Source organism: Chitinophaga sp., from assembly GCF_036566945.1.
Classification (GTDB): Bacteria; Bacteroidota; Bacteroidia; order Chitinophagales; family Chitinophagaceae; genus Chitinophaga.
Map to the genome: position 1 here is coordinate 1 of NZ_DATCVJ010000503.1, position 14195 is coordinate 14195.

A 14195-nucleotide genomic window follows, 5' to 3' on the forward strand; every position below is an offset into this window, starting at 1 on the left:
AACAAATGCTTAAACTCACCTTCATCGTTACTTGATGGGGCAAAAATAAAATAATATAACGTTAGATAGCATTCAAGCTGCGCCCTGGATAATACTAATATAGAGCTGAGATCATACACTGAAAGTATATCATCATTCTCCTTTTTGAACAACGGAACAGGTATTATTAGCTGCTTTATTGATGATGAGTGGAGGCATAACTTAATTAGTAAAGGCTCGGCTGTCTTCATCCAACTTTTGATAGTAACCTTATTTGAATGGAGAAGATCAACTAGCTTGCTTAAAGCAAAAATAACCTGAGTAAAATTGTTCCCTAATCCATCAAAATTAAGTTCCTTATTATTTTTAGTTATTGCGGCATCACATTCTTCAAATAGTTTGCGATCTAATTGGATGCCTGGATTATAGTTAAATGCCATCTTGTACGGTTTTAATATTGTTCGTTTCAAATATACCTATGGAAATGCGCAACCTACCTGCGTAGGTTAAAGTAGTGCAGCATATAAATTTATACTATACATAATTTTCAGTTTATTAGATCATTATTAATTATATAAGATTTTCCCGCCTCATATTCTTATAAGGTAGCAGACAGAAAACTAAATTGCTAATATCTTTAGTATTTTCGCGACAAATAAATGAAATGAAGGGGATAGAGCTGGAACAGGTAAATGAAGGAGCTTATTTTAGGTATCATGCGCTATTTTCTCGAACCCATTCTCATTGACAGGAACGAACTTTCTATGTTGAGCTTTACCAGCGTTCGGGATTCAAAATATGGGGAGTTCGAAAAATTCTCTGCAACTGGTGATCGTTTATTCATAAAAAAAAACGAAAAGGATACCTGGAATATTGGTATTGGCACCTACGAATCAAAGACCACCGTTAAGTATGTTCATCAATTACAACGGTTTTACTTTGGAATGTTTGAAGAACTTCTTCGTCGGAGAGGTGACGAACCGGCCCCGAACCAAAGGAACACTTATTATCTGTTGACAGGTAAAGAAGTAAGCGTACCCAGTGGCCTCAGCGACCTTCCGGGGAGGTACCAAGGTACCACTCAAGACTATAAAGAGCATATAGCTTACCAAGGGCAACTCTATTATGTTACCTGGGATTGTTGGCTACTTATTCGTAATATCGATTATGCTATCTGGCGTATATCTCCGGAATTCCCACTATTTGAATACAAGGGACGAAAATGGGGTCTTACTTTAGTAGGTGGAAAACAGATTAAGCAGGAAGATACGCTGGCTGCTGGAAGATGGCTTCAAAACCATTTTGCCGAAAACAACCTGGTAATACAGGGTCTACATGTAGTATAAAGTCACCGGTAAATAAATGATATAGCTTTGCGCATAAGGAAATTATATAGTCAAACTGAATGTCCTTATAATCAGATACTATGTTGGAAGACTGATTTGTAATATCAATACCATCTTCCTGCATAATATACGGTGATAGGATCTATTCCTTTGTTATCAATACCTGCGCTGTATACATTAGCTCCACCTCTTACAAAATATCTTAGATAGCCTTCCGCAATTTGACTTCGAATATTATTTCCACTACACACTGCTAAAATATTGGCCATAATTAAACAAATGAGTTAAAAATCTTCAAAGGGCTACAAGATAATATTAATTAGTCATTTTTTGTATATAACCATTCATTAAAATGACCACTATCCATTTGTTCCATCACCTAGTTCATCATCAAAAAGTTTTCTTGGCTCCATTTTATATAATTGCATTCCTGGTACATCATCGTACCGGTCATTTAACTTTTGACGTAAGCCGAATAAGCGCTTCTCTGCGGTATCAACTAATTGAGCATATGTAGAAACCCTTATTTTACCCATCTCAATACCATTATTATTTTGGACGGTTTGAATAGGTTGAAGCTCCCGTCTGACTGGCAAACACCATTTGTTACAGAAACGATTACATTGGGGTTCGTCTGTGAAAACACAGGAGAAATTGATATGGTAGTCAACATCAGAATTGTCAGGACAACAACCTGGTAAATGCAGCGCATACCAAGTAAAGCTATCTCCATAAGAAAGGGTTTAGTCTGAGAGAAATATTACATTCGAGGATATAAAGCCGAAGAAATGAGTGTTAAACAACGGGGCTTCGCAATCAGAATAAACGAATTTGTTTCGGGCGCTTTTTACGCTGCCGTTTTTCCTCGCTCTACTTTTTACAATACACATTCCAGTGAATTGAGCGTAGCGATCAACATGCACTTTGTAAATCTTTCCGTTGGTGTTGTCACCTTTTAGACAAAAAAGGATGGACCTAAACTGCTGGAGTAAAGGAAAACTTCTTTTAACCCATAACAGCCAGATATTCCTGGCCAGAGTAAACGAAGATTTTTTCATAAACAGCCTGTTTTACTGAATAGGAAAGGATGATGCCGTTCGGTAAAAGCGTGCATACCTATCCCATTCCGCTTCTACAGTTTGATCACAAATACGATAAAATTTGATATTGCTGTTTATGCCAGGAAGGTTATTTCAATTAGGATAACACCAATAGCCGGAATTTGTTTAAAATAGCCGCCGTGTTTATTGGTCCAATATTGTTAATCAAGATACTTCCTGGCTAAACACTGGACTCTTGAAATCATTCAACTCAGCAAATATATTTGTGATCCTTTCGGGGATACTTATGAAATAAGTTAGTGCAGAGAATCATGGAGCAACTATTGTTAAAATACAAAAAATGAAGTAGGTGAATATCTGTTCTGCTAACATTATTAGCTTTAGCAGTGCCATATCCGATGTAAAAGCGCCTTTAATAGATACGAACGCAGATCGTTTCGTTACCATTTGCGTTGTTTATCAAATGATTTATAGCGAAGCCGTCTCCGATTGAGACGGTTTTCAACACAAAACGACACACTTTTTTCGTATGCTGGGTGGCCATGAGTGGTTGTTGCCGTTCGACCTCCGTCATTGGATGCAGAATTACTGAACAATATGCCAATTCCTTTGTTATCTACCAAATACCCTTCGCATCAAATAGCATTCATTAGGTTTTAATATTGATCGCCATATTTATGTCTTCTGGCATTTACTGGCACCAAATTATATAATGCAAAAAGCACCCTCATGAAAATGCTATTTAGCGGCAGGCTATTTCTAATAACTTATAGCCTCCATCCTCACCCAGCGTAAGGTCTCATCAATTCCTATTAGTTAAGTACTACTCCTTTTCCCACTAAAGTGGAGCAATAGCCAAAAGTTCCGGCGCAATAAAAGTTGGCTATCAGGGACATTCTCACTATTGACAATAACAGGATGTTCGCCGTAATCAGAAAGGCAACTGGAAGATTAATGAGTGGTACATAGGCTAAACTGTCAAAATACTACCCTGGCTAAGCGTTGCCCAACAAACGACGTAAAGTCAATTAAATACATTACATGATGAAAAGAACATTCGGAAAAAAAATAAAACTCTACGGTAAAATCGCCGTTATAGGAGTTTGGTTAGCTGTAGGGGGGGTCATTCCGCCACCGGCTAAAGCGCAAACTGTTAACAAACCAAACATTCTGGTGATTTTTGGAGATGATATCGGGCAAACTAATATTAGCGCATACACGCACGGTTTAGTTGGATATGAAACTCCAAATATCGACCGTGTCGCTAAAGAAGGAATTATGTTTAACGATTATTATGCCGAAAACAGCTGTACGGCCGGGCGCTCTACGTTCATTACAGGGCAAAGCTGCTATCGTACCGGACTGTCTAAGGTGGGTATGCCTGGTGTAGATATAGGCTTGCAAGCCCGTGACATCACCATTGCACAGGCGCTCAAACCGCTCGGGTACGCCACCGGGCAATTTGGGAAGAACCACTTGGGTGACTTGAATAAATATCTGCCGACGGTACATGGTTTCGACGAGTTTTTTGGCAATTTGTATCACCTGAATGCAGAAGAAGAACCCGAAGATCCCACTTATCCGTACCAGGATAGTGCCTTTGCTAGATCGTATATGGTAAGGGGTGTATTAAAATGTAAAGCAACAAACGTAGATGACCCGACAATCGACCCGCGCTTTGGAAAAGTTGGCAAACAAAAAATTGAAGATTCGGGACCTCTGACTAAAAAGCGGATGGAAACGATAGATGATGAGACTTTTGCAGCAGCCATCGATTTTATCAAGCGGCAAAATGCGGCCGGAAAACCCTTCTTCTGCTGGATGAATGCAACGCGTATGCACGCCTTTACGCATGTTCGTGCGTCGATGATTGGACAGAGCGGTATGCCTGGCAATGAATATGCCGATGGCATGTTGGAGCATGACGCCGATGTAGGTTTGATATTGAAAGCACTGGATGATCTGGGTATCACGGAGAATACAATTGTTATCTATACTACTGATAACGGACCTAATATGTTTAGCTGGCCGGATGCCGCAATGTCTCCATTCAGAAGTGAAAAAGATGCTAACTGGGAAGGTGCTTTCCGGGTGCCTGCTTTTATCCGTTGGCCCGGCCACATCGCCGCCGGTAAAATATCTAATGAAATTATGTCAGGTTTGGATTGGTTCCCAACTATATTAGCCGCTGCTGGAGACACCACCATAAAAGAAAAATTGTTAACCGGATATCAATCACAAGGCACCAAGTTCAAAGTGCATTTGGATGGCTTTAACCAGTTGCCATACCTGACAGGAAAACAAAAAAAATCGCCAAGAACAGAGTTCTATTATTTTAATGATGACGCAGTTCTTGTGTCGATGAGAATGAACGATTGGAAAATCGTTTTCCAGGAACAAAGAACGCCAGGTGGTTTTGCGATTTGGGCCAATCCGTTCACCCCGCTCCGCGTTCCCAAATTGTTCCATCTACGAATGGATCCTTACGAGAGAGCCGATATTACTTCTTTTGTGTACGAAAAATGGTGGGCAACGAAAATGTTCATTGTGGCGGAAGGCATTCAAAGAGGAGCCGTATTTTTACAATCATTCGTCACTTATCCGCCAAGTCAAGATCCGGCGAGTTTCTCGATTGATGCTATAAGTGAAAGGGTAAAAGACCAAATTAAAATGCTTCGCGCACAACAAAACGCAATAAGGAAATAAATTTTTTGAAACTATCAGACATAACAGGCATTTTTGTTTGAATTAACTTTCTTTTCATTAACAGGGCTACAAACTGGTTTACAGATTCCGTAATAGGATGCTGGGAAAATAACCGGTGATCCACGCAAAAATCTTCTGTTTGGAACTATCTGGTATAAATTTTAACTTGCGTACCAATCTCACTTTGACCGCGAGCGCAATATAGTGAGTAGATTCAAAGCTCTTTATTCAAAACATTGAAATTCAATACAATGCTATATCAGGGCGTCGTCTTGTCGTCCCGACACACAGGCTAAAATCATTGTAACGCTTTGTTACGCGATATGCCGAAAAGCCCGCAGATATTGTATCTGCGGGCTTTTTCATTTTAACCACATCTCATCTTATTTCAAAGCATTTCAAGTTGTCAACTGTGTAATCCGGGATCACTCATAGCTGTTGTGCCAGGAAATAGCTCATTTGTTTTATCAGCATTAGATGGGGAAACGATAAATATTCCGGTAATTCCGTTTGAAAGATTATCGTTTCGTTTTATGTTAGAATACAGGTTTATACTGCCTTTTTCTCAGCCACGACCATAAACGTTCCTGCATCCTGGTCTTTGGTGGACTGGGTAGTCGTCTTATCGAACAAATAGATAAGCGGTTGAAAAATAATAGCCAGCATGCCGCGCAAGACCTCAGGGACTTTAAACACAAACCCATCCTGAAAAAGCTGCAAACCGCTAGCCGACCTGCCCACGATGCCACGAAAGTATTTTATCTCAAACCCTCTTTCGGTAATAATCTTCTTCAGCCCGAGGGAGGTCCAGCGCCAATAGTCGGTAGGATCGGGATGGAACATCCAGTAACCATGGGTACTGATGATGAGTTTTCCTCCGGGTTTGAGGATACGCATGGCTTCTTCCAGGTAGAGCACAGGATTTTCAACGTGTTCCAATACCTGGGTAGACAATACAAAGTCTACTGCATTATCTTTCATGGCGATCTTCCCTTCGCGGTCTATATGAATATCAGCCCGCGGATTCTCCATCAGATCGATACCGATGTACTGTTTTGTATAAGGCTGTACCAGCGGAGCATATGGCATATTACCACATCCGTAGTCTGCAATTACCACTTGGTCTGTCATCGGTTTTACAAACTGTTCCAATACGGATTCCATCTGTTTTCTCAGTTGGATAATGGCATATCTTCTACTGTTAAAAATACCGGGTTTTAGCTTTACGGTGCCGGCTTCCCTTGCTTCACTCATAGAATAATAGAATATATTGATAATTGAAATTCGACTTTTCTGCTTAGTATCCGGATTTATTGACACTACCAACAAACCCCGATATTGCTCTTGATGACTTTTATTTTCAAATCCGCCAATGTCGTTTTATATCATCTGTTAAAAAAGATTTCAACAGATGATATCAGCAACATATGTTTTTGGCAAGAGTATCTCCATTGTGCAATATCGGCATATAAAATCGTAAAAAACATATTTATATGTCCAGCTTCCTGCTGGCTGTCTTTTTTTCTACCTCAAAAAACATTTGTGGCAAGTAAATGGGCGAATCTGATGAACTTCTTAAAACAACGGCTGAAATATTGGGAACAGCGGAAGCTTTATCTGTTCTGCGATAGAAGCGATAGTAAGCTCTTTTCCCGGAGTGTTGCAATAATTTCTTCTCGGCAAATGCCTGGAAATTTCGCTATATTTTTGTTCCAAATATTTTCTTTGCTTTCTGCGTCATACGTATAACTAAGTTAACAAGATACCATAATATCCCTAAATAATAGCGAACGATTGCCCATGACATAGTGATTGTTTTGGGTACCATCTCTTCACCAGGTATGTTGATCAACTGTTGATAGATGTTATTAACGTCATTCACACTGACTTGCTATTGGAGGGACCGGCCAGGATACAGCACACAGTTTCAGTTATACAGTAAACTCCGGCCGATCATTAATCATTTGGTCATTACGTCTACTTCCGCATATCCGGCATTGCTGTTACCATACACATCGCGCAGGGCGCAAAATTTTACATACCGTGCTTTTATCGGTGAAAAAATCCTGGTTTGCCATACCGGATTGTTTTTTATGTTCGGAAATTCTCCTTCATCCACCTGTTTCCATTCAGCATTGTCATTGGAAACCCAAAATTGAAAATTTGTAATGGCACCAGTACTTCCCCACTGATCTGGCAAATATCTGAACCCGGAAAGTTGTTGCTCAGCACCCAAATCGATGATCAGGTCAATGGGGGTTTTATTGTCATTGCTTTGATGCCATGCAGTAGAGGGTTTGCCATCCAGGATGAGGTTTGCCTTTTCATCGTTTACGCCGGCAATTTTCCAGTGCTTCCGGGAGATGTCGAACTTTTCCCGGGACACCGGACTGCTTTTACCTGAGGTAGGCTCAAAGGCAATCGCATTTATTTCCACTTTCCCTTCTGATAGGAATGGGCCATTATATTTTTTTGATGTCGAAGTAGGTGGCCGGTTGTCCAGGGTATAGTATACGACTGACGCTGCATCTGCCGGTGTGATAGTTATTTCGCCGGATTGAGCTCTGATAATGGAAGGTGCAGCCAGGATCTGCGGCGCATTATAAATGCCTATATTGGAAATCACAGGGCTGCTTTTCGAACCGGTAATATTAAAGCGAACCTGTGTTGCCTTTACACCTGGGAAACGGAGAATACGCTTATACCCTATCGTTGTGGCTGTCAGCAGTTCTTTCCAGTGTCCATCAACAAATGCTTCCACGTTGAAAGCTTTCACTCGTTGGCCCAGTTTGATATATTCCTGCACCAGGAAACGGTTGAATGTAATTGGTTTCCCGAAATCTATTGTCAGGGAAGCCTTAGTAACACTATCGTCCGTTGCCCAATAAGTATTCTTATCATTATCAATTGCCATAGCCGGTTCAAACGTTGCAGCATTCCCGCGCACATTAGACGCTTTCGCTATTGTGTTAATGGCAAGATTTACGGCAAATGCTTCCTTTACCGCCCGGGCTAATCCAAGTGCTGCTTTTTCATCATTTGGATGAATCAGACCATTTGGCATAATCGGGAAATTAAGCAGCAGGGTGCCGTTGCGTCCTATGGAGTTATAATAGGTTTCCATTAGCTGAGGCACTGTTTTTACCTGGCCATCCTCGTACGGATGATAGAACCACTCCGGCCTTATAGAAGTATTTACTTCGGCAGGTACCCATGAATCTCCATTTTCTAAACCATGATGCAACATGTTCCATTCTACCTGACCTTTGGCATTTAATAAACTCCAGTTCGTTTCACCTACCCAACCTCCTTCGGTTCCCACCCAACGCAGGTCTCCTCTGTCACCACCATCATTCCATATTACGCAATCCGGCTGCAGCCTGCGGATCAGCTGATACGTATTCTGCCAGTCATAATACGTTGTGCGATCAATCGTGCGTGTTTCGTTAGCGCCGCCATAATATCCGGAGCCTCCATTGGCGCCGTCAAACCATACTTCGAAAATCGGTCCGTAATTAGTGAGTAGTTCTGTCAGTTGATTTCTGAAGTAGGTAATATATTCCGGCTTTCCATAGTCGGGGCTATTTCTATCCCAGGGCGATAAATAGATGCCCAGTTTTAAGCCATATTCTTTACAGGCATCCGCCATTTCCCGCACCACATCTCCCTGACCATTTTTCCACGGCGCATTTTTAACAGAATACTCCGTGTATTTGGAAGGCCAGAGGCAAAAGCCACAGTGATGCTTTACGGTAAGTATTATTCCTTTCATACCTGCTTCTTTGCAGATACGCGCCCACTGGCGACAATCCAGTTTTGTGGGATTAAACAGGTTAACATCTTCGTTACCAAATCCCCAGGACTGATCTGTGTAAGTATTTAAGGAGAAATGAACAAAGGCATAATATTTCATTTCCTGCCATCTCATCTGATTTTCCGTTGGCACCGGGCCAAAGGGCGCGGGGGCTTTTGTCTGGCCATAGTTAATATTGATTGAACACAGAAAAAAAGCGATTCCACCTAGCAAATATCTCATCATATTGTTAATATTCTTTTGAACTAATTTATCTTAACGACCTTAAATGTCTTCACCCATTTTGCCGCTTCTACCCGAACGATGTATGTACCAGTTTTCAGGGAAGCACCCATTGGCATTAAACCTGAAATTGAATTACGATTAGCTAATTCCATCTGCTTACCTGCGAGGTTGAATATAATGATACGTTCTACTTCATCAGGTTTATCAATTGTTATATTAAATGTTGAAGAAAATGGATTTGGATATACTGACACCTGGTTATTAACCGATGCCTGTATTTTCTGCGATGACAAGGTAAGGGTGTCCATTGATTTTCGTGCCAGTGCCACAGTTCCCATGCTCCATTGTTGATTATAACTGCTGCTTTCCGCCCATTGACCTACATCTGCACCATTGGTAGTTTGACCTAAACCATCGAGGTATAATCCGGTAGCGCGGTTCTTCAGCTTCACATAACCCCCGGAGGCGATCTGTTGCCATTGCTGATTATAACTGCTACCATTGCTCCATTGACCAGCCACAGCACCATTGGTCGTGCTGCCCATACCGTCAAGATACAGACCGGAAGCGCGGTTTTTCAACTTCACATAACTACCGGTTGTTTCCAGCGACCATTGCTGCGCATCGCTGCCACTGCTACTCCATTGCCCGGCATTGGCTCCATCGGCGTACCGGTACATGCCGTCTATCAACAATCCGGTGGCACGGTTGGCCAGCGTAACGTAAGTTACAGCAGCAGCTTTCACCAACAGCATCGCCGTTGTAGAAAGCGCCGGCACAGTGATAGTAAGTGAATTTGAATTTACTGCTACTGTATTTTGTTGAAGCGCATTTTGTGTGTGCGATACAAAAGTTTCCTGTGCCGGTAGTGATGACAACTGCAAGGTTTGATAATTTCCATTAGCGACAGTAAAATTACTCACGTTAATGGTAACAGTACGGGAATTAGTCCTGTCGCGATTTACCAGTATCACCGTTAAAGAATCGGCATTTTCATTGACAGAGGAGTAGGCAGATACTGTATTTTCCAGTGAAGAAGTACTTGAAACACTATATTTCTTTGCATTCCTGCTAAAGAGATGTAATGTTTCCCACATGCCGATGGACCAATTCCATGGCGAAAAGAATTCAACGCCATTATTTGCAAATGTACCCAGATGCGAAGCATATATGACAGATTCCAGGCTTGGATTGCTACTTGACATGGTGCCCCATTCGCTTATACCACAGGTTATGCCATGGTTGGCGCCAAAATGTTCAGTCAACCAGCCGTCGATACGCTTGAAAATATATTGCTTTGTCAGTGAGGCATCCCATCCGCCGGTGACTGTTCTGATACCGTTTGAACCCGGATAGTCATAAGTGGTATCATAGTAAATCCGGTGCCCCTGCAGTGCTGCAGCGTCATCATTATTATACCAGGGATAGTTGTGCAGATCTACTACATCTACCAGCTTGATACCGGTTGCCTTATACTCATCACCAAGACGTTTTATAAAATATTCCAGCCAGCAATAATACCTGCCATTTATGTAGATACTTTCATTTGACCATTTGTACCATTGCCATTCGGAGGTGGTAACAGGCCCGCAGAGTTTAATGCCGGGATATAACGCTTTCGCTTTCGCTTTCTTTGCCAGTGCAATATAGTTATCCATAAAAGCGGCGGCAGATATCTGTGTTGGCATCGCATAATCATGCGTACCGCTCCAGATATCTACTTCATTGTCCATATTCCAGTATAAGAACTGATTTGTGTTGAGCCCTAAACCGTTAACGCCAAACCAATGATTCAAAATTCCCACAGAAGAGTCGGCAGGCCATAGCTGCGTAAACAAATTAATATTGCCTTCCACCAGCGCCTGACCAGAAGGATTTTGCGTATTGGGTGTGCCACCGCCGGCTAAATTCTGACCCACTCCGGCCCAATACTGGGCCTGGTTGAAAGCCCAGTCATCGAAGTTATTATTGGTATTGGAGGCAACCCTGCCCATTAATTGAAAAGCAAACATACCCTGCATACCAGGATAATTGGCAGCTATGTTTTGTGCATATGCATCCCAATCAGTACCATAAACATTATTATACCAGTCCGGATGGACCGTAATTTTTTTACGCCAGTTATAACCTGTTGCGTTATTACCTCCGTTCATACGGGCGAAACGTAAACCTGCATCTTTATAAAATTGTACAGGTTTATCAAAACCTTCGTTCCGGCCATATATGTATGGGGAAATCAATCGTTTGTTTTGAGTTGGACTAACTGAAATAGTAACGTTCTGTGCCAAGCCTTTATAAAGCATAAAGTGGCATAACAAAAACAAAATGATTTTTTTACTCATTGGTTTTGTTTTACTGATTGTTTACAATTGAATTCTCTTCAGGGGTTTAAAATTTTCATTCGTTCCAAACCAATACCCCTGCTGGTTCCAGCAGCTTGTCTCCGATCAATATTCTGGCCGGAGCGGGTACTTTCATTTCATAATTATCAGAGGAATAATTCACCGCCACATAAAAACCATCTCTCCAATAAACAAATACGCCGGGAGGATAATTTTCAGTGGTAGCACCGGCATCGGTGTAAATCTGTTTCAGTATGTCCGCTTCCAGTTTAGCATCATCTGTATCCACACCGATGTAGGTAACAGTGCCTTTACCCACTTTATGTTTCACTACAGCTGCTTTTCCTTTATAAAATTGGTTGTCATACATCGCCAGTGTTTCCGTGTTTTTATCCGGCGCCAGTAAATCAGCCCAGTTGTTCCAGCTGTAATGGGTAGCGCCCATCAGGAGATCTCCTTTGGCGTTACCAGCAAGCATATCCGTTGCTTTCACCTGTGCACCTATCAGCCCGGATACAGGAGCGGCGCATTCCCCCTCCCAGAAGTGTCCCATGCGATCTTTGGTGGCGGTGCGGCAGCTAATAATTAAGTGTCCTCCGTTCGCTGCATATGCACGCCATTTTTTTACCAGGGCACTATCCACCATTTCGTATGCGGGAATAATCACAAATTTGTATTTCGACAAATCGGCTGTTTCTGCAATCACGTCTACAGGGGCACCAAATGATTTGGCTATTTCCAGGAATTTAACCGGGTAATTCCAGGTATCCCATTGCCAGGTTTGTTTTTGCCGGTCAATAGTCCAGTAATTTTCCAGGTTCCAAAGAATCGCTGTTGACCGGGCAGTGAGCTTTTCCGGCATTTTAGCGCCCGGCTTATATTGTTTTCGCAGCGTTTTTATTTCGCTCATGAATTGCATATATTCTTCGCCTCCCTGTGAAGGGGTGATTCCGTCTGTTTGTATTACGCCGGCATGATACTGTTCCGCACTGTAATTGATCTGACGGAAACGGTAAGAACAGGCCAGCTTGCCTCCTGCTGCGAACGTGTGGTAAAGCCACATGCGTACAGTACCCGGTAAAAGAAGTGGATTGTAATTACCCCAGTTGACCGGGCCGGGCTGAATTTCCATTACGCCGGATATACCTCCGACTGACTTATAATATTCAGCAGCAAAAAGAATTACTTTACTGTTTCCTAAACGAAAGCCCTGTTCTCCTATATTAGGGCTACCTCCATTCGGATAGGCTGTATAAGTAGCAAAATCAAGTTTATTCGTACGTCGGGGATCTGCACCTGTAGATACTGCTGTATAATTAGTGGTAATATATTGGTCTTTCGAGATGTAATTTCGCAATATCTCAGCCTGAAAATCGAGGAATGCCCCTTGTGCATCTGCACTGTACCGTTTAAAATCCAGTAATGCATGAGGATTATTCCCCCACCATCCTACCAGGTTCGTGTTAGGGATAATCACCTGGTCAAAATTATTATACCACTGACTCCAGAAGGCAGTTCCCCAGGCGGCATTCAAGGCATCAATTGTTTTGTATTTGTTTTTTAACCACTGCCTGAATGCCTCCTGTGAAGACGGATTATAATCAGGCTTCGCATCAGGTTCATTGTCAAGTTGCCAACCAATCACATTTGTATGTTGTCCGTAACGTTTAGCCATTTCCGTTACAATGGCAGCCACAAATTTCCGGTAGGCGGGATTAACGATAGATCCTAATCCGCGTGTGCCTTGTTCTCCACGAATGTAATGACCATCCATTACAAAAGTTTCCGGATAATTCGTTCTCATCCAGGCTGGTGTGGTGGCAGAAGGAGTACACATCAACACTTTCAGATGGTATTTTGTACAGAGGTTTATCACCTTATCGAGCCATGCAAATTCAAATTTGCCTTCTTCAGGCTCCATTTTAAACCATGCAAATTCCGCCAGGTGTACAAACTCATAACCCATATCGGCAATTTTCTTTATATCGCGTTCCCATTGGTCTTCCTTCCAATGTTCCGGATAATAATAGATGCCGGTAGTAATAAGGTTCTTCTCAGGAAAAAAACGACTGTCTGCTTGTGAACTGGCCTTCCCTCCTGACATCAGTATTATTATGATAACAAGTAATCTGTATTTATTCATCTGAAGCGCTTTATTTTATTTAGTGTGGCATCTTTATTTCTTCTGAGTTGGCTTCGGCAGATATCATGTCATGCGGCCGGTAGCTCTTTCAGAAAAGTTATTTACCTCCTGCCACCAGCGCATCAATAGTTCGTTTATCAAGTACCGTATTATTCCGCCTGTCCAAGGCACCGCCGGTATCCCAGAAAAAGGGTTTCATACCATTGACGATAGCCTGTTTGGTGATATAGGTCAACCAATAATCCACGGCATCATTGTGCGTATTCAGATCCTGGGGAACATGCCTGCTGCCGCCACGTCTGTAAGCACCGTATTCCCCCATGATGACAGGGATTTGCTTATCTGCGAATTTGATTTTCATCTTTCCAAAGGCATTGTTTGCATCCGCTTCTTCACCCGAGGTGGCATTTCTATCAGGTTCAATGGTAGAATGATGTCCGGCACCCCAGTAATAAAATATTTTACCCCAGGATGCATCGTCCTCCATTAAACAAAACTGGTATGGCGTGTAGTAGTGTACTTCGACCATCATACGATCTTTCACCGGGTCTGTTGGGAGCGTATTCATCAGGGTATTGG

The 14195-nt window shown here is 42.1% G+C and carries 9 protein-coding genes; 2 read left to right on the top strand and 7 right to left on the bottom strand.

Annotated elements, in window-relative coordinates; translation table 11 throughout:
• On the bottom strand, nt 1-419 hold a 419-nt coding region (locus VIP81_RS15360; protein WP_331962391.1), incomplete at its 3' end, for a hypothetical protein.
• 252 nt (nt 420-671) lie between these two features.
• Here VIP81_RS15360 and VIP81_RS15365 point away from each other — a divergent pair.
• Complete coding sequence (locus tag VIP81_RS15365) at nt 672-1325, top strand: hypothetical protein (protein WP_331962394.1); 654 nt, start codon at nt 672-674, stop codon at nt 1323-1325.
• A 359-nt stretch (nt 1326-1684) separates the two neighbouring features.
• Here VIP81_RS15365 and VIP81_RS15370 read toward each other — a convergent pair whose 3' ends face one another.
• Nucleotides 1685-1921: a hypothetical protein gene (locus VIP81_RS15370; RefSeq protein ID WP_331962397.1), complete on the bottom strand. Its 237-nt coding sequence runs from the start codon at nt 1919-1921 to the stop codon at nt 1685-1687.
• A gap of 1506 nt (nt 1922-3427) precedes the next feature.
• Here VIP81_RS15370 and VIP81_RS15375 point away from each other — a divergent pair.
• Nucleotides 3428-5092, top strand: a complete 1665-nt coding sequence (locus VIP81_RS15375; RefSeq protein WP_331962400.1) for an arylsulfatase — start codon at nt 3428-3430, stop codon at nt 5090-5092.
• A 549-nt stretch (nt 5093-5641) separates the two neighbouring features.
• Here VIP81_RS15375 and VIP81_RS15380 read toward each other — a convergent pair.
• The 5 genes from VIP81_RS15380 to VIP81_RS15400 form a co-directional block, all read right to left on the bottom strand.
• Entirely contained in the window at nt 5642-6346 is a 705-nt protein-coding gene (locus VIP81_RS15380; RefSeq protein WP_331962403.1) for a class I SAM-dependent methyltransferase, read from the bottom strand.
• Between the two features lie 706 nt (nt 6347-7052).
• Entirely contained in the window at nt 7053-9020 is a 1968-nt protein-coding gene (locus VIP81_RS15385; protein WP_331962406.1) for an alpha-L-fucosidase, read from the bottom strand.
• 131 nt (nt 9021-9151) lie between these two features.
• Entirely contained in the window at nt 9152-11371 is a 2220-nt protein-coding gene (locus VIP81_RS15390) for an RICIN domain-containing protein (RefSeq protein ID WP_331962411.1), read from the bottom strand.
• Nucleotides 11372-11528: 157 nt separating this feature from the next.
• Nucleotides 11529-13577 carry a beta-galactosidase gene (locus VIP81_RS15395; RefSeq protein ID WP_331962414.1) on the bottom strand — a complete coding sequence of 683 codons (2049 nt, stop codon included), beginning with the start codon at nt 13575-13577 and terminating at the stop codon, nt 11529-11531.
• 136 nt (nt 13578-13713) lie between these two features.
• The coding region (locus tag VIP81_RS15400; protein ID WP_331962417.1) for a cellulase family glycosylhydrolase at nt 13714-14195 on the bottom strand (482 nt) is incomplete at its 5' end.

Bases quoted from the DNA above. Each gene is read 5' to 3' on its own strand.
- VIP81_RS15385 (WP_331962406.1), bottom strand. From the start codon at position 9,020: ATGAGATGGCAGGAAATGAAATATTATGCCTTTGTTCATTTCTCCTTA.
- VIP81_RS15365 (WP_331962394.1), top strand. From the start codon at position 672: ATGAAGGAGCTTATTTTAGGTATCATGCGCTATTTTCTCGAACCCATT.
- VIP81_RS15380 (WP_331962403.1), bottom strand. From the start codon at position 6,346: ATGAGTGAAGCAAGGGAAGCCGGCACCGTAAAGCTAAAACCCGGTATT.
- VIP81_RS15395 (WP_331962414.1), bottom strand. From the start codon at position 13,577: ATGTCAGGAGGGAAGGCCAGTTCACAAGCAGACAGTCGTTTTTTTCCT.
- VIP81_RS15375 (WP_331962400.1), top strand. From the start codon at position 3,428: ATGATGAAAAGAACATTCGGAAAAAAAATAAAACTCTACGGTAAAATC.